At 57.2% G+C, this 18,157-nt stretch carries 10 protein-coding genes; 4 read left to right on the top strand and 6 right to left on the bottom strand.

The genetic code is table 11. The features are described from left to right. Window positions 1-13 precede the first annotated feature (13 nt). From ISN74_RS12140 to ISN74_RS12125, 4 genes are all read left to right on the top strand, one after another. Entirely contained in the window at window positions 14-1,252 is a 1,239-nt protein-coding gene (locus tag ISN74_RS12140) for a DUF5677 domain-containing protein (RefSeq protein ID WP_188800984.1), read from the top strand. Window positions 1,253-1,365: 113 nt separating this feature from the next. Further along, window positions 1,366-3,696 (top strand): AAA family ATPase, encoded by a 2,331-nt coding sequence (locus tag ISN74_RS12135; RefSeq protein WP_188800982.1) that lies wholly within the window; start codon window positions 1,366-1,368, stop codon window positions 3,694-3,696. Beyond that, on the top strand, window positions 3,693-5,645 hold the full coding sequence (locus ISN74_RS12130) for a UvrD-helicase domain-containing protein (protein WP_188800980.1): 1,953 nt from the start codon (window positions 3,693-3,695) through the stop codon (window positions 5,643-5,645). Before ISN74_RS12135 ends, ISN74_RS12130 begins: the two co-directional genes overlap by 4 nt. A 117-nt stretch (window positions 5,646-5,762) precedes the next feature. Further along, window positions 5,763-7,967: a hypothetical protein gene (locus tag ISN74_RS12125; protein ID WP_188800978.1), complete on the top strand. Its 2,205-nt coding sequence runs from the start codon at window positions 5,763-5,765 to the stop codon at window positions 7,965-7,967. Here the strand turns inward: ISN74_RS12125 and ISN74_RS12120 are convergent. The 6 genes from ISN74_RS12120 to ISN74_RS12095 form a co-directional block, all read right to left on the bottom strand. Beyond that, window positions 7,964-8,299 (bottom strand): hypothetical protein, encoded by a 336-nt coding sequence (locus tag ISN74_RS12120; protein WP_188800977.1) that lies wholly within the window; start codon window positions 8,297-8,299, stop codon window positions 7,964-7,966. The genes ISN74_RS12125 and ISN74_RS12120 overlap by 4 nt on opposite strands. Continuing rightward, window positions 8,290-9,093: a hypothetical protein gene (locus tag ISN74_RS12115; RefSeq protein WP_188800975.1), complete on the bottom strand. Its 804-nt coding sequence runs from the start codon at window positions 9,091-9,093 to the stop codon at window positions 8,290-8,292. The genes ISN74_RS12120 and ISN74_RS12115 overlap by 10 nt, the downstream gene beginning before the upstream one ends. Beyond that, window positions 9,084-9,887 (bottom strand): hypothetical protein, encoded by an 804-nt coding sequence (locus ISN74_RS12110; protein ID WP_188800973.1) that lies wholly within the window; start codon window positions 9,885-9,887, stop codon window positions 9,084-9,086. The genes ISN74_RS12115 and ISN74_RS12110 overlap by 10 nt, the downstream gene beginning before the upstream one ends. A 119-nt stretch (window positions 9,888-10,006) precedes the next feature. Beyond that, complete coding sequence (locus ISN74_RS12105; RefSeq protein WP_188800971.1) at window positions 10,007-14,785, bottom strand: AAA domain-containing protein; 4,779 nt, start codon at window positions 14,783-14,785, stop codon at window positions 10,007-10,009. Then, entirely contained in the window at window positions 14,763-15,929 is a 1,167-nt protein-coding gene (locus ISN74_RS12100; RefSeq protein WP_188800970.1) for a hypothetical protein, read from the bottom strand. Before ISN74_RS12100 ends, ISN74_RS12105 begins: the two co-directional genes overlap by 23 nt. Before the next feature lie 777 nt (window positions 15,930-16,706). Continuing rightward, a complete protein-coding gene (locus ISN74_RS12095; RefSeq protein ID WP_188800968.1) occupies window positions 16,707-18,149 on the bottom strand; it encodes a YagK/YfjJ domain-containing protein in 1,443 nt (480 codons plus the stop codon). Window positions 18,150-18,157: the final 8 nt, after the last annotated feature.

Here is an 18,157-nt window from a genome sequence, read left to right as displayed (position 1 = left end):
GAAAGGATTGCCTATGGAAGAGTTTCAAAACATGCTCGAAAAGGAGCTGAAGACCGTCCCGCGACGTTTTCTGGAAAAGCGGCTGTCCGAGCGATTTCTTGAGGCCGGAATTCAGGCCAGCGACGCAGACTTAACTCGGGCATCCGAACATCTGCTAAGCGGGAACACTGAGACCTTCCACTTTGGTGATACCGACGACCATGTCACCATCGAAATTACTGAGGATGATCTCGAATACGTCGTGGCGAAGTCGGAGGAGTTTTATAAGGAAAAGCTCGTTGATGTGCTTCGCGATGTGGGTGGTAAGACCGCAGAGCTGTTTTATCAAACCCTCAGAAGGCGATGGGGCGCAGAGTTTGCGGCTCAGCAAGAAGAGATGGCGGCTTTCAAAGAGCGTCTAGAGATGCGTTGGGGCAAGGCGCTTGGCAAGCTTCGTATGCTCCTTACCATCGTGATGGAATGGGCGCAGGGAGCGTTCGAGAGAAAGCAGAAAAATCCTGGCAGAAAGCTTCCTCATCTTGATGACGTATTGCTCCGGTTGCACGTTCGTGCGTGCCAAGTGACCCATGAAATCATTGTCCTCTTGGAAAGTGGCTACGCGGACGGCGCCATGGCTCGTTGGCGAACGTTGCATGAGATCGCCATCACTGCCGCCGTGATTGCAAAATTCGGTGACGAGATCGCGGAACGATACGTCCATTACCAAATTGTTGAGTCCCACAAGGCGGCGATTGCGTATGAGAAAAACCACCAGGCATTGGGGTTCAAGCCGATCTCTAAACGGCAGTTGGAGCGAATCCGTCGTGATTACGACAAGGTCAAGAAGCGTTTTGGGAAGGAGTTCAGTGAGGAATACGGTTGGGCCGCGCATCACCTCGGTGGCCCCACGAAAAAGCGGATAACGTTCGCCGACCTGGAAGCCGAGGCAGGTGATGCAATGATGCGATCACCCTACAAAATGGCCAGCTACAACGTTCACGCTAGCCCAAAAGGGGTTTACTTCAAAATGGGGACCCTGGATGGATCCCCTGCGCTATTGGCGGGTGCTAGCAATGCAGGCCTCGCAGAACCTGGGCAGCATGCTGCAGTCAGTTTGATGGAAATAACCCTGCTACTCATCGACAACAGCCCAATTTTGGACGATATCGTGGTCGCCAAATTGGTCAGCAGACTCGGGACGGACATTCCTAAGGAGTTTGGTCGAGCGAGCCGGCGGTTACGTCGTGACGATCGACGGAACCGTCAGGCCTAGTCCTCGATCGTAGGAGCGAATTCTTAGGCAGAGTTTGGCTAGTAGCAAGGAGTGTGCGCCTGGCATAGGCGCCTGTTACGCAGTGTCACCACATATCGCGCAAGGAATGGACCATGCAGTCTTCCGTCGAAACACCCGTCGACGCCGCGCCGCTCAGCGAGTCGCTCGCTCCATCGGCGGCATCTGCGGTGTCCCCACCAATCAGGCTCGCATGTGCCGAGGTGGGGAATTTCCGTCGTTTGACCCAGGCCCGGTTGGATTTCGATGACTGCACAACGGTCCTAGTTGGCGCCAACAACAGCGGCAAGACGTCGCTACTTATCGCGCTGCGCAACTTCCTGAGTGAATCGCCGGGCTTTCGCGCCTTCGATATCAGCCTCTCGCAATGGGCCACGCTCAGGCAGTTGGCTGAAGCTTGGGAGGCTCTCGATGAGGATCCCACGACAGACACGAAAGACGCCGACTCCTGGGAGCAGCAGCATCAGCAACTATTAGCTTGTATGCCGTTCATCGACCTATGGTTCGACGCGAAGGACGGCGCGTATCACTACGTGGCGCCTTTCATCACCACCCTCATGTGGTCGGGTGGTGCTGTCGGACTTCGTCTACGATTGGAGCCTACGAGTGATGCAAACGACCTGCGCAAGCTGGCTTGGCGTTATCGCGAGGCTCGAGCCCCTGTGCGCAAGTTGGCGAAGAAGGGCCACGCGTGGCCGACGGACTTGCTTGATTACTGGCTCCGGCACCCGACCGACCTGCGTCGCATCCAAGCGTATCGGCTGGACCCCACCAAAGGCCCTCTGTCACCTGTGAAAGCAAGTGCGCCGCAACCCCTCCCGCCAAGTTCGCAGCCGGTGGAGTTGGCGTTACTGCGGCAACTCATTCGCGTGGACTTCGTGCCGGCGCAGCGTGGCCTGGGAGCTGAGGACGACGAGACGCGGTCCGAGTCGACGGGCGCGAGACCGGGCTTGTTTTCAAGCCAGCTCGTAAAGTTTGCGCGTCAGCACTTGAACGTCAGCACGTCTGCTCATGGACAAAGCGAGGCGTTAGTCGAGGCCGTCGCCAATGCGCAGGCGAACCTGGACGAGCGCATTTTCGAGGCGCTCCAACCGGCGATGCAAGACGTGCAGATTCTGGGCTACCCAGGCTTGCACGACCCGCAGGAGATGCATTTCCGCACGCGCATCCAGACGGCAGACCTGCTTGCGCACGGCACGGCCATCCAGTACCGCAATGACAAGACGGCATTGGACGAGTCGCTGCCGGAGCACTCCATCGGGCTTGGCTACCAGAATCTCCAATCCCTAAGTTTCATGCTTGTGTCGTTCCGCACGGCGAGATTGAATCCGACGCAAGGCACACCCGCGGCAGTCCATCTTGTCATGGTGGAAGAGCCCGAAGCCCACCTCCATGTGCAGGTGCAACGATGTTTCTCCGCCAACGCCCATGCACTTCTGTGCCCCAATGGCACTGAACAGAGCCACTTGCGCACGCAACTTCTCATCAGCACCCACTCCAGTCATTTGGCTCACGGCAACAGTTTCACCCGGTTACGCTACGTGAAGCGCACACCAGCATCCGCTGCGGGGGCCAAGGCGAGTACACGCGTCATCAATCTTGCTGACGTGTTTGGCAGCGACGTACAGACCAGGGTATTCGCCGAGCGATATTTTCAAGTTCAGCATACCGACTTGCTGTTCGCCGACGCGGCAGTGTTCGTCGAGGGCACTGCAGAACGGATGCTCGTGCCGCTGTTCATCGCGCGAGATCTTCCAGCCCTGGACAAAAAGTATCTGTCATTCCTCGATATAGGGGGGAGCCATGCCCATCGGCTTCGGCCTTTGGTGGAATGCTTGGGCATTCCGACAGTGATCATTACCGATGTCGACCCGGTGGCGCCGCAGGTGGTCGGTAAGCGGACCATCAAGGTCGCCGTGTGCATTGCAGGACAGTCGGCCCTCGAATGCGGGAACGATACCCTGACTGCGTGGCATCCTAAGCTTGCCAGCTTTCAGGAGTATGGTACGCCAAAGGCAGCAGACCTCGAATGGACATCGCTCAACGGAGGCAAGGTGCGCTTCGCTTGGCAGGTACCCATTCCCAGTGCCGACGGACAGTGGCCCAGTTCGTTCGAAGACGCTTTGGTGCTTTCGAACATAGCTTGGTTCAAAGGTTTGGATGAGGAGAAAGATCCGGTTTCCGGCAAGAAGGTCGAACACCGGGGAGCCTTAGGCAAAGTCGTCGGACTCGTGGTCGACTATCCCAAGCCCGCAGAGTTGGCACAGCAGCTCCATGAAACAATGCACAAGGGATTCAGCAAAGGAGACTTTGCCGCTACTTTGTTCGAACGATTCGCCAGCGGAAACCTCGCATGTCCTAGCTACATCGCCGAAGCGCTTAATTGGCTCGCGATGCAACTGCAGTCGACGGGATTGACGGTATGAACGTAGCCGTCGAAGAGGTGGGCAATGAGCGGGACGCGCACGTTGTCGAGGAAATTTGCAGCTACGTTGCTGATGTTCACCCGCGCAGCTTTTTCCTCTTTGCGGGTGCAGGGTCAGGCAAGACGCGTACGCTGGTTGAGGTGCTCCGTCGCATCACTGGCGTGGTCGAGCATGCAGCAGGCGGTGTCTACGCTTCGAAACTGCGTGCGAGAGGCCAGTCGGTGCGGGTAATTACCTACACGAAAAACGCTGCGCGGGTGGTCACCAGTCGACTTGGCGAGAACCGAATGACTGACGTTTCCACCATCCACTCGTTCTGTTGGGAGCTGGTGAAAGGTTTCGACGACGATATCCGTCAGGCTTTATTAGCAAAGAACGCAGAGGATCTTGCTGAGGCGAAAGCCTATGCGCAGTCGAAGAAGAAAGGCGAGACCGACACCGACCGCAAGAAGTATGCGGAGCTGGAAGCTGAGGCGGACGAACTGAGGGCGACCCCCGCATTCCGATATCACCCCGACCACAACACGTATGGCGAAGGCGCGCTTTCGCACCAGGACGTGCTGCACGTGGCGGCGTGGCTACTTCGCGAGCGGCCCACTTTGCAGCGCATTGTTCAGGATCGACATCCCCTCCTGCTCATCGACGAATCGCAGGATACGATGCGGGGTGTGTTGGATGCTCTGTTGGACCTTACGAGCGTTCGCCCCGGCAACTTCACGCTTGGCCTGCTCGGCGATCACCGCCAGCGTATCTATGCCGATGGCCATACCGACTTGCCGTCGCACATTCCGCCGACCTGGGCTCGTCCGGCGTTGCAGATGAATCATCGTAGCCAGGAGCGCATCGTCCGGCTCATCAACGCCATTTGGGAGGCCGACATCGAAGGTCGCACTCAACCTAAGACTGGAGTGGCCCAGCATTCCCGTAGCGAAAAGCAGGGCGGCAAGTTGCGGATATTCGTCGGTAACACGTCGCGCTCCGCGTCTGCAAAGATGGGTGCAGAAGCTAACTGTGCGGGTGTTATGGCGCAGGTAACGAACGCAGAAGCGTGGACTGTCGACCAAATTGGATTCAAGACGTTGGCTTTGGAGCACAAGTTGGGGGCGAAGCGAGGTGGCTTCTACGAGGTCTACAGCGGTATGGTTTTGCTCGACAAAGAAGCGGCCACGCCCGACCCCAACGGCGAGCGGATGGGGCCGTCGATGGTTCGTCCTCTTCTTGGAGGGTTGCTGGAACTTGCTGAGTGTGTCCAGACAGGTGGCACGTGGGATGAGTTTGTCGCGATGGCAGTGCTACGCCGCCACGATGCACTGGCGAAGGTACCGAGCGAGCGTACCGCGCGTGCCACGCGGCTTGCTGAGCTCCACCAAGCAATCGGCCGATTCGCCGGGCTGTGCTGCACTGATGGCGCACTGATCAAACAAGTTCTGGCTCCGATTCTGGAGGCCAATGTGCTTCCAGCTGACACTCGCCTAGTTGAAGCCTATCGGGATGAGCGGGCGCCGCCGCCTGAGCCCCAACGGGGGGCCGGAGAAAGCAAGGAAGACCGTCAGCGTCGCGGGTGGCACGCCCTGATGAATGCGCCATGGACCGAACTCGCACGCTACCGGACATATCTGGGTGGCGAGGCGCCCTTTGCTACACACCAAGTAGTGAAGGGGTCTGAGTTCAAGCACGTCATGGTCGTCATGGATGATGAGGAAGCTGAGGGGAACCTGTTTTCCTACGACAAGCTATTCGGTGCTGGGCTGAGCAAGGGCGATAGGGAAAACATGGCGGCGGGGAAGGAAACCGCCATCGACCGAACGCTTCGTTTGCTCTATGTCACGTGCAGCCGTGCCGAAGAAAGTTTGGCATTGGTGCTCTGGGCGAAGGATGCGAGCTCGGCGTTGACTGCCATCAAGGCATGCGGCTGGTTTGCCGAAGACGAAATAGTTGCGCTCTCGTAGTCGTGCGTCGGGGTTTAATGACGATTTTTGTCGATGCACTGCACAGATCCACGACTAACCTGTTGGGCGATATCACGCCTGGCACCATCCCACAAATTAGCTAACAACCAGGCCACTATGTCCACTACATCAAAACTGGGAGCTTCCTTCACCTCAGAACAGGACGTGCAGGACTGGTTGGAAACGGTCGTTCGATCAGGTGAGATCCAAAAACATATCCAGGGGAAGGAAAAGATCGGGGTGGAGCTCGCACATTGGTCCTCGCCTGATTTCTGGCCCTCGTTTCCTGTTGACTATCTAACACGTAAGGGATGCCAACGAGCCGCGCAAAACGTGCTGACCTCACTCGGGCCGCTCGACCTAATCGTTAAGAACAACCGAAACATGTCCGCCGAAAGGGGTGAGCGACTGTTCACTGATCTGCTCTACTGCAAGAGAGACACCTCGCAATTCATCATTATCGAGGTCAAAAACCAGAATACCACCGCCCGCGAGGCCATAACCGAGCTGCTCGCTTATGAGCACGAAGTTTTGAATCATCTGCCATTTGCGGGCGCAAATGACATCATGATGGTGATTGTCTCCCGAGATTTTTCCACGCTACTGGATCATGCGGTAGCAGGACTAAATACATGGAGTCGCCGAAACGTTCTTTGCTTGCGGTTCGATGACAGCGGGATTGAGCCGCTCCTTGACGTTCATATCCCGAAGGCCTGGACGTCTATGGGGCAAGCTGCGATGCCTGATAGTGCCATCGTCACTGCGTTCCTTTCATTTAGGCCGGAGCCCGGCCTTACCGAGGATCAGGTTTACGCAGTGTGTGACACGGCCACCCAGCTCATTGTTCGAGAAGCTGAACGGTCAGGCGGATCTGGATTTGCTTTCATTGCCTACAATCACTTCTACCCGGGTCTCGCCGAAGGGCCTTATTTAATCCTCGCCGGTGTGGTTAATCCATTTAGCTTCGTGGACCACGCCATCGATCAGGGATTTCTACAGGCTCACGCGTCCCCTATTGCAAGCTACGTTCACGATGACGGCAATCTGGATGACTTGTCCTCTTCTTGGGACTGGACCGGCGGAGATATGCAAGCGGCGGTTGGCTACCTGAATACCTTCGGCAGAGCCCGCTGGGAAAACTTCTCCAACTGGCGAACGCTACGTGACGTGAGCCGATGGATGGCAGACCCCGTCACACCGGACCGGCATTTCACGCCCGTGATGATGGATTTTTGGGGCATGCTGGGCGACTATGTCAGAGACGCTGTCCGAAACGTTCCCCGGGTGAGGAACTTTCTCGGCGGACTAGCAAAGCCTGGTGTGGATTGGCGATTTCCAAACCTTGGTGTAGCCCTTCTCGACGACATTGCACTCAAGCCACTTGTCCAAGATGGGCAATGGACGATTTCCGCGGTCTTCGGCATTGGTCTGCGACTGGGGCGCTTCTATTCTATTGCAGCTCAATATGCCGGCGCCGACGAACATCAGCAACGCCTCATGCGGGCTAATTTGTTTTGGGCCGAAGCTGATCTAGTGCGGCCTGCGCATGAGGTGGTGTTGCGGTACATATCCGCTGAGGAAATCACCGAGGAGCCACCAATCCTCCCTATTGGTCAATATGAAGATAAGCAAGCTGTGATCGCGCAAACTGGCGCCTTCGCCAAGTGGTTCAGCGCCGAATTCTTAAAAGCTGGCGAGCCATTGATGCGTCAAGCCTTTGGAGTAGGGCTGCGATGCTACGCAGCTTTCGATCCTCAATTTGCGTCTGCAACGGAAATCTCTGGTATCAAAGCGGAAGCTGTCGACATGGGACGGGAATGGTTACGGGAGTCTGCTAAGCACGCGCTAGGAAACGGTCGTGACGCGGCGCGGACGGCAGAGAAGTTCGAAAATCTCTTAGGTGCCAGCATTCCGTTGAGCCAAGGATACGCCGCGGTATCGAATGCGATTGACGCACTCGTCCCTGATTCTGTTCTGGAAATGCTGCTGGAGGACATTCCAAACTTGGTCGATCTATGGCATCCACAACTCGCTCATACGCTCGTGCCCATGACTCTGACTGGACAGGATTGGGATTGGTGCGAGGATCAGGTCAGGGCGGCACGATCTCGTGGTGAGGAGTTCCCTTGTGTCGCTATCAGCGCCGGGGGGCAGATTGGTATTGGTATCATTCCTGCCTACCTTGCGCCAAAAGTGGAAAACCCTGACAAGGAGGTTATCGTCGCGTCCAATACCACTGGCGCAGAAATCTTTCTGGTGATGAGCTGGTCAGACTTGCGTCTCGGCAAAGCACCTTGGCTGAAGCCTGCAACTGAGCATTAGGTCGCTACGATCCGGAGATCGCCCATTCGCCAGCTAGCTTCGTTTATGGCGTCGTCCAATGCATTGGCGAAGTCGCGCAACGCTTCGTCGGGATCTGTGTCGCGTAGGCTTATGGCGAAGAGGGTAAGAGTGGGGAAATCCGGCATCCGTACCGTAATGGCTCGCTCTGCAGCACTGCCGTCACCCACTAGCCCTGCTAGCGGTGATGCCATGAGGACCGCGAAGACAGAGCCTGCCGCTCGCGAATTGATTGAGATCGAAGCGACTTCATCGCCATCTTCGGTCACTTCCGCATCGGCCGCTACGGAGAAAAATTCGATGATTACGCCCATCCTGCCTCAGCGATCCAGCGGTAGTCGGAAAAGAACGTCTTAGGAAAGGTGTCGCCATCCCGGCGCCTCAAGCGCGATGCAGCGAGTGAAGCTAGTGCGGCAGCGGGAAGATCGATGAAAGAGGCCGCCGTGATCGCTGTAGATTCTCCCCGTTGCGCACGGGTGAGTTCCTTCACGATAGATGCGAGACGGCTGCTGTCCATGCGCAATAACCACGAAGCGAAGCGCGTCGTGGTTCCAGCGTTGATCTCGCGTGCGCCGATCGCGAATGCGATCAGGGCTCGCGTACGCAGGCGAGGAAAGGTGCGGGCGACGCAAGCGTTGCGCAGTCTCGCTATTTCGAGTACTGCGCGGCCGCGATCTAAGTCGCTGGTTGCGGCCAATATCGTGGCTAGGAGTCCAGCTTCGTCATGGATATCTACGCCACCAGGCGCCGTTAATATGGCCCTGGCGAGAGAGCGACGGGTTTGCGAGGAACCATTAATGACTGAAAGGCACAAGTCGACTAACAGATGGCGTGGCTCTGGTTCGAAGCGCTCGACCAGCCACTCGGCGAGACTCAGATGCATGGACACGGCTTTGCGAAAGCGCTCCGCGTCCCGTAGATGGTAAGCGCCGCCTAGGTACTGGATTAGGCCGATATGCAGTTCCGCCACGGGTTGGATGTTGTCCCGGTTGATAGCAGTGGTGCGGGTAAGGACCCCTTCGGCGAGCAGGCTCTCGTACATGGTCATGTCGTCGCGGCTGATGGCTTCCGCGGTGTCTTCCAGGGGAGCGGGCAGTATCAATTGCATTCGAGGTGGTCCCGGGATGTCGATTGTGTCTGCGCCGCCACTATGTCACCACGCGCCGCCATGAAGACCAATCGGCGACTCTTCGCGGCTTCCTCGATCATGATACCCCCCTTGCGACGCTCGACCTTGTGTGGGGCCGTTCCCATGTCCCTACGCATGTACCACGCCCGGGATCTTGCGTAAATGAGCGAGCCTTGTGAGATCGGAGACGTTACTTTGAGCTCGGCGCGCATAGTTGGTGAACCTTGCACGATGCCGTAAGCGCTATGGCCACCCTTGGCTTCCCCCGCCATGATGAGCGGGCCGGGGCTACCCGGCACCTCAATGCATATCACGATATTCACGTTGTACGAAGCGCCGGTCTCGAGGTAGACAAGATTACCGTTGGAACCGTAAGCAACTCCCCATCGGGCGTGCAACGCCGTCGTGTTGGCGGCGATGGTCGTGGATAGGTCTACTCCGAGCAGAGCGGATGCCTCGTAGAGCCATGCGACAAGACCGATTTCTTCCTTAAGTCCACGCAGTGTTGCGAGCGTGATGTTGGGCTGGCTCGCCGCCAGGATTGCGTTCTGGGAGCGTTGCATGAACCCTGTGCTAGCAAATGGTCTTATGACTCTGAATTCCTCGGCACAGATTTCCATGGCCTTCTGGTGGTGGGCGCGCGATACTCTGCCCGAAGCCCGTGCAGCGAAGAGTGCGTCCCTGATCAGGATGGCTTGGGCGATGGTCGACTCGTGCAGGCCTTGATTGGATTGCTCAGTCCTGAATCGCTCAAGTGCATCTAGCAATTGCATTGCATACGTATCGTTGCTTGCCTGGCTTCCCGTATGAAGACGACCAAGCAGGCGATGGATAGCTGCGAGCGAAGAGCCACCCCCGCCACCAGTGCGGGGATATGACGTGAGCCCTCCACTCAAGTGTTCTGCTCCCGACCCGTGATGCTATCGGTATTCGATGCACGACTGACTAGGCCGCCCGACGGAATCGACGCCGTTCGATGATCCATCGCGAACTCGAGCTCGGCCAACGAATTCCAGATACGCGGCGTCAGTTCGCGCACCGCTGCGCGTGGCATGAAGTACGTGGCAAGCCATGCCAGTACGTCGCGGGGCCCCGCTTCGCCTCGTTCGATCGCATCGAGCCGGCCGGACATACGCGAGGAGAAATCGGGTGACGATAACTCTGGCTCCGCCGCTTCCAGAGTGAGCGCGGCTTCGACTCCCGATTTTGTAAGCTTGACCGAGCCGCCTGCAGCCGGGAGGACGATTAGCTTTTTCTCGACTAGCCTCTGGAGTGAACGGGCCAATGTTGATGGACGTCCGATGCCTGCGCTTTCGAGATCAAGTAACAGGCGATCGAGTGGCATCTCCCATTGACCTGCGGGTTCCATGGACAGGCGGGGTATGACGCCGTCGAACGAACGGCGATCCCAGGCTTCGAGCAGGTCATCGACGGCGTTGATTCGCGCGGGATCATCGCCAAGCATGAGAGTTGCGGTTTCTATGGCATTATCGTCGTCACGGAACGTCGGCGCAGTGATAGCTGGCCTGCAGGACGCGGCACGGACGCGAATGCAGATCTGTGCGGCGCTGTTCGAATCAAATGGCAGGTCAAGGGTTGCATAGCGGAGCTCGTACGGGCCACGTTCGGCAGCGGCGAGCCGGTCCCAGACGAGTCGATAGACCTGGTCGCAGGCAGGATTGGAAAACTGATGCGCAAGTACGTCGGGGGTGGCCGTACGATCGAGCGGCGTGATCGGTGGATGTCCCTGGCGCTCAAGCGGAACGACCGGTTCCTCCGGTTCGTATGGATCGGGCGCTGAGGACTGGTGGCCTTGCGCGGACCATGAACCATCGTAGAGCGATTGTAGCGCATCCATTGTCGTCCATGGCTCGAGGCCGAAGCGGCGCCAAGCTTGCGCCATGATCGAGATCGTTCCCGCCTCCGGTGGTCCGGCTACGTCTCGCACGATCATTGGAGGGGTGTCAGGAGCCAAGGCGAGGCCGGCCAATGCGCTAAGTCCATCGCGGGTCTGCGTCGTGGCGCGATTTTGCGCGAGATGAAACACCTCGCCATACAGGGCACCCTTGCCATAAGGAATCTCGGCGACGATACGGTTTGATCCTGCGAGTTCCAGCGTCTCGCGGGCTTGCCGTAGCAGTAACCCGAGGATGGCGGCCTGCACCCTGCCCAGGGATGGGACATGGCCTGTCGGTGACCTGTCCGTCTCGATCGCGCCGAGCGGGGCGAGTTTATCGTAGAGGGTGCCACACGCCAGCCTGACTCCTTCTGAGGCGGATAATCCGGTGAAGCGCTGAGTGATAAGGCAGTCGGCAATTTCACGAACTATTTCCGCAGTCACCTTGCGTTCGTTTATGTCGGTCGAGGCGTCGATGGCTCGACTGACTGCCGATCGCGTCATGGCCGCCAGGCGCGCGCGCACAACCAGCTTGCCGGTCAGCTCTCCACGTAACAGGCGGCTTATCTGCCAGCTGATGTACTCGCCCATGCGATCGTCGTCGGTTGCCAGAACGACTTCGTTGATGGAAGGAAGGATCCGCGCGGCTCGATTGAGGAAATCTCTGGCCGTCGATTCGTTTATGGGGTAGGGGACGAAGCCAGCACCTATGTCGACCCCACCGTTGACGGGTAACTGGGTGAGCGCACCAGCCGTCGCCATGACCGCAGATACCTTTCCGAGGATGTCTGAAAGCGTTTGCTGCTTGTTAATTGCCTCGATGAAAACGACTCTTTGCGGATACAGCGGGCGAGCACTGATACGGTAATGCAAGTGCGCGCCGAGCTGATGTGAGGGTGACATAGAGGCAATCGTGGCTCCCAGTAGTTCCGGGCTTTCTCGTACTTCGCGACGCAAGTCATCCGAAAACAGTCGACGCGGGTTCGCGAAGATGATGAAGGAGCGCTTCGCGCGTGAAACTGCTACGTTCAGTAGACTGCGTTCGGTATCGATGAAGCTCGTACCACTCTGCTCTGGGCCTTCGACAAGGCTAAAGCAAACGATTGGTCTCTCGGCACCCTGAAGCTTATGAACGGTGCCGATTACCACCTTTTCGACATCCTCTTTATCGGGCCAGTCTCCTCCGTGCTTCTTTCGTGCGTGTTCGATCGCGTTCTTGAGGCTGCTTTTTAGCAAGTCAGCTTGCGGGCGATACGGCGTGATGAGGGCGATAATCTCATGCAGCGACTTGTTCTCGGTTTGTGGGTGCTTCCGCCATGTCGGCCAGCGTTCGACGATCCAGGAAACGATTTCCTCAACCTCGCGCGGATTACTCCACGAACCGCTGACAGGGACAGGTGTTGCATCTACGGCAACCCACGCCATCGTCGGCTCAGGCCCCTTGTCATCCTCGCGGGTTCGTGCAATGAGCTGGCCATCGTAGGCCAGCGTATTGCAGTAGCTGATGATGTTGGGTTTACACCGGTAGTGGTACCGCAGACTGACCCCGAGGTCGTTGCGCTCGCGCCAGCGTGACAGCAGTCGCGCTACGCCAAGTATGCTGCCACTGGCTACTGAGCGTCGCGAACGGACGATAGCGTCGAGGTGTGCGAGGGTGTCGGTTTGGGCGGCAATACCGAATTCCGTAAGAGGCGTATTGTTCCAAATGGGCGCGAGCTGCTTGATGTCCCCCACCACGGCCGCGCGGCGGGCAAGGGCGAAGATTGAAGCTGCAAGCTCGGGTGATGCTTGTCCCGCCTCGTCGACGACCAAGAGGTCGACCTTCCCGAGTACGTGCGTCACGGGATCGGCTGGATCCACGAAGTCACGCTGGATTTCCAAGAGCCGTGGGGCACTGTGCAGCGTCGATACGATGCAAGGCGTTAGCATGCAGATACGGCGGAGGGCCTCTTCAACGTTGAGCGGATGCCGAGTGATCAAGCGCTCGCGTTGCGCGAGAAGAAATCTGCCCTCCCAGTAGCGCGCGGCCCAATGGAAGGTATCGGGGCGCCATAGGAGATCAGAGAGTTTCTGGGCATTTTCTTCCGAGGGAGTAGTCGTCAACCGCTTGACGCAATCCCTTGCCACCTCCATGCGCTCCGATGCCCACACTGTTTCCCTGGCGTCGAGATGCACATTCACGCTGTCTTGCCAGTTACCGCCGGAACGCCATTCGCTGTCGAATCGCTTCAGGCGCTGTTCGACACTGGCTAGACGCTGCCAGACGACCTTGATGGCAACTTCCAGTGTTCCTAAGGACTCGTCGCCAAGGGCACGGCGTGCATGGGACAGGTAAACTTCTTCGTATTCCAGTGCATGCAATGGATCGAGCGCATCAGCGCGCTTCCAGTAACGATACGGGAAACCGCCTCCGAAGGCAGTTTGCAGGCATACGAAGCGCTCGTTCTCTGCGCCGAGTTCTTCGTTCGAGAGGCGACTGCTCGCCGGAAGATAGGCGCCATAGCTGCTGGCATCGGCGATCCAGCGTTGCGCATGGGGAAGAGAGTCATCAGGGTGTGGCGCCTTGCCGAAGGCCTCAATGACGTTGGTGACCGACTGGTTTGTGGCACCACAGGCGAGGGTGATGGGACAGGGTTCCTGGCGTAGTGCGGCGTTCACCCATTGACTTGCCACAACGGCGCGCAGCATGGAGGTCTTGCCGCTTCCCGGTGGGCCGTTGATCGCTTGTAGTTCACCATCCGCCAAGGACAAGATCGCAGTGACCGCCATGCGTTGGGTATCGTCGAGGGGAAACAAGCTGCGACGCTGAGAGCTTTCTTCATATTCGTCGATATGACCCATGATCAAACTCATGGCCTCAGGAGGTATCCGTTCGACGTCAGTCGCATGCTCGGTCCCGCCGAGGCGTTCGAACAACGGCACGCGGCCTTCGCCCTTGCGCATTTCCTGCAACGTTGCCTCGTAGGTCGCTGCAATCTGGCCCCGACCGCCGTCATCAGTAGGGAATACCGCGGCTATGAGCTGCCACTGCGTCGGCTTGCCACCTTTGTCGGGAGGCAGTAACTCCAACATGCGTGCCAACATCGCCTCATCGCTGCCCGCCTCGAGCAGCTCTCGCAGGACAGACATCGCGGTGCACCACCAGGTCTCCCAGCCGAGCGACATCGTGCGGTCGGTCGTCATCGTACGTAGCTTGGATGTCATCGCGTCGTCCGCGACATCGCGCTGAGCAATGCAGAACGCATAAGGGCCGACATCAGGAGCGAGATACGAACCATTTAGCACAGGTGGAGCATCCGTGCGTGGTACCAGGTAGCCGTCCCCTGTGAGCAGTGCTGGCACTGCCATGAGGTGATGCCGCCGCCCTTTGTCGCTCTGCTTGCGTCGATGCTGCTCCTGCAGCGTAAGAACCACATGGACATTTTTGCCTGTTGGCATCTGCCCCTGCTCATCTTCGCTTGCGCCACGGCGCTGTACTTCGTCTGGTCGACAAATAAGGGTTGGCTTCTTTTTGCCGAGTTCTCGGAAGGAGACGAAGTCGAGCGCGGCCTGCCAGTACATGGCGAGATCGGCGGGTGGTACGGGCGGCATGCGCGGGCTGCTTTCGACCGATAAGTACGTGCGTTCCGGCTCAGCTGGCTCCGGCATTTTCTTTGGCACCGGCGGCGAAGGACGATCTTCCGAAACGCTCTTTGCCTGGACTTTTACTGCGGCGTTACCGCCGACCATATCGGCGAGAGCAATCAGAAATTTACTGAGCCGGTTGCGAATCATCGTCGAGCGCTCGAAGGGCAGGAGTGGCGCGGTGTACGTGTGAGATGTTCCAGTAAGGCAGGCGCGATATGAGGCGAATGATGACAGGCACATTCGTATCGAGTTCTGCGCCCGTCACTACAGAAGCGGGAAGAAAAGCGCGACCTTCGCCTCGCCCTAGTCGATGGTCATCGAAGGCGATGGAGATTATTCGGGTATCTTCTTCACCATTCTTTTCCTTGATCGACAAGATATCGCCGCGAACCCAGTCGACCACCTCGCCATCTTTATGTGGTTCACGCAACGCGCGCGGAGCAAGAAGATGATGAAATTTCCAAGCCTTACCTTCCCTGGCCGATTCAATCAATACAGAAACTCGATCGATGTGCAGTGCATTAATGGCTTCCGTCGTACCCGTCCGCAGCACTTCTGTCCATTGCTCGATACATTTGATGCTTTCAACTTCGGTTTGGATTTCCGGTAGCGTTGCACGATACAGCGCTCGGATGCCGACCGCACGCAGCGCTTTCGCATCGATCCATACGCTTGCATAAACTTGCGCATCAGGCGCACGGACGGCGAATAGCACGGCCTTGGCCGGCCGGTCCCGCGACCAGTCTTGCAGAGCAAGTGCTATGACGGGCTGTGACGGCGATGCGCCGGATGACTGCCAGTCGGGAAATGCCATGCCTGCATGTGGCGACTGTAGGCCATCGGCCTCGTAACCGGATGTCACCTTCTTTGCGCTAACAACCACATGGCTATTAACTACAAGTCGTGCGATGTTGGCACTGTCGAGCAATGACTGTGGTAACCATGTACGAAGCCCACTGGTGATAGACGGATCTAAGGGCATAAGGGAATAGCCCTTCGAGCGTCCAGAACCCGATTGCTCGTCCACAATGGCAATGAAGGGTTCAAGGATCAAAGGAAGTTCGTCCGTGATCATTGCGACGACACGCCAGCGACCGCCTTCCTCAGCAATCTCGCATTTGAAGTTTTCACCGGGCGCGGGCTGGGCGCCAAGTTTATTGACACCGAAGATGGCGGAGGTTGTAGGTGCTTCCGAATGAATTTGTACCGCTGCCCACGTTCCATAACGCCCAGATTTCCATTCCCTCACGGACGCTTTCACGCGATAGCGTTGTCCGGGCTTGTTTGTCATGACCTAGTGGGCCCGGGGGAATGAAGCTCGGAGAATGTGCGGTTAGTTATCGAAGTCATGTCATCCCTGTGTATGGCCGGTGCTTACGCCTTCAATTCATCGAATTGTACAACATGAACGAACATACACTTATCGACATCCGGTTTTCGCTGAAACAACGCTGGATGTAGGCCTTGCCAAGCGTTGGGGATGACGGTTCGCAAAGGTCGATTCGTCTACGCGAATCGATCGCGGACGCACTTTCATGGCGACCGCGTACGACTTGCGCGATAGAGTCAATAGTGAGCAGTTCCATGCTGACCGTTTCATAGGGAAGGTAGTGTTGCCGGGACAAGGTCTGCCAAGAGGTTATCGGCGCGAATTGCCGTCACTTGAGGCGTTCTAAGATCTTGGAATCAACGGAGCTTGCTCGCCGAGGCCGGTGCCTTGTGTGATCAGGCCGGTCACTGCTATCGCGCATAATGGGCGATTACCGGGGTGGAATCCCAGGGGCACTGTTCGATAACACCAGACTCAACTAAGGATGGATGACCTATCTGCCATCCACTAGTTGATTGGCCCAAATTTAAATCGATGTGCCGATGCCCTTTAATTGGCGATTAAGAGGCATAAAACGGGGGCGGCAGATAAGTGATGGAAGTTCTGGCGGTAATTATTGCGGACCATGCTTATGCTAAAGAGTAATCCCTCTTTAGCCAGGATGATCAAAGATGAGGTTGCCGTCTTTGCAATCAGATAATCCGCCGGGTGCTAAGTTGAACTTCAAGGTCGAGGACGCTACGAAAGGTGCGGCCTTTTATGCTGCTGGTTGATTGATGGTCGATCTCCCCTGCTATCGAGCCGCATCTTGTAGCCTGGCGCGTTAATACTTTTTGCCACAGGAGCGGGAAGCTTAAGGTTTTTCTTGGTCATGGGGTTCCCAAGGACGGCGTTGACTAGCCACATGTCATGCCCATCCTTGCGTGGCGCACCTCGCTTCGGTTGGCTTTTATCTTTTGGCGTGTCGCCCTTGCGAAGGTTGCGCGTAAATCCGGTCATGACGTAGCCATCGCCTTTGACCACGTAGCGGATGGCGTAGCGAATGCCCATTAGCATCTTCCAGTCGCTGATGTGGACGGAACCAAGTCCGTTGTAGAGGTATTCGTGCCGACGTACGTAGCAATTGAAGTAGCTTGCTCGTAATGGACCGCATCGCTCTACCCACGTATCACCGAGGAGCTTTGTCAGAGCGCCGGCACTCTGGTGCTTATGACCATCGAGGGCGACCAAGAGGTGGTAATGGATGCCACGGTCAAAGCCGCATTCGCGCTTCCAGATGCGACGCTTCACGTCCGGCACGATGCGGCCTTCATCCAGTGCCCGTAGATAGCGCTCCATGCACTGTTCAGCCAGCCGGGTATCTGCCCACGTATTCTCAGTTTGGCGGATATACAGGTCTACACGCAGTACAAGAAGTTTGGAGTACTCTGCGAATGCTGAGGCCATGTACTGGCAGCAATGCTCAAAGTTCTGTTTCTCAAGTCTGATGCGGTTCGATTCGATCTGCTTGAAGCGTGCTGTGTGCGCGACACGTCGTACAAAGCGAACCACCCAGTGCAGCTTATGTCGAACCTGTTCGTTGGTGACGTTGAGGGTATGGCTGTTATCGCCATAGGCTCTCAGTGTCGGGATGGCGCGCTGGCAGGCCCTTAGTATCACGGTGATGAACGGATTGAACTGAACCGGCATGGGCTCCGTGTGGGCCAATTCGTCGATTACGGACAATGGCAGTACCGGTGATGAATGCACTCCCTTATGGCGACTGCTCGGGCATTTCATTTCGATTAGGGGAATGCCTTCACGGCAAAGGCCCCACACGGCTTCACCCAGTGAGGTGAGCTCATGCGTGACGCCTATGACTAAACCTGACAGGGTGCGCCTTTTGACTGCCCTGGTGGCTGTTTCGTTTCTATGCGCGATACGCATGGAAAGCTTCTCCATGCGTTTTAGCCACAGAAGGCAATCTTGCTCATGGGTGACAACTGCCCGGTCACTGCTGATGTGGACGCGGCCCTTGGATACTCGTTGATAGTTTCTTTCACGCACTTCGATCTCGTTCTCCATTTCCTGTATCGGGGCGTTCGCATCGAATGGACTGGCTTGTGGATCAATGAAGGAATTCATGAGCATCTCTTGCTTTGACAGTGGTTGTGAGGGAACGACGCCGATCATCAGGCGCATGGACGCGT

The sequence above is a fragment of the Dyella caseinilytica genome (assembly GCF_016865235.1).
GTDB lineage: Bacteria > Pseudomonadota > Gammaproteobacteria > Xanthomonadales > Rhodanobacteraceae > Dyella_B > Dyella_B caseinilytica.
This window is presented reverse-complemented; position numbering and strand designations above follow the sequence as displayed.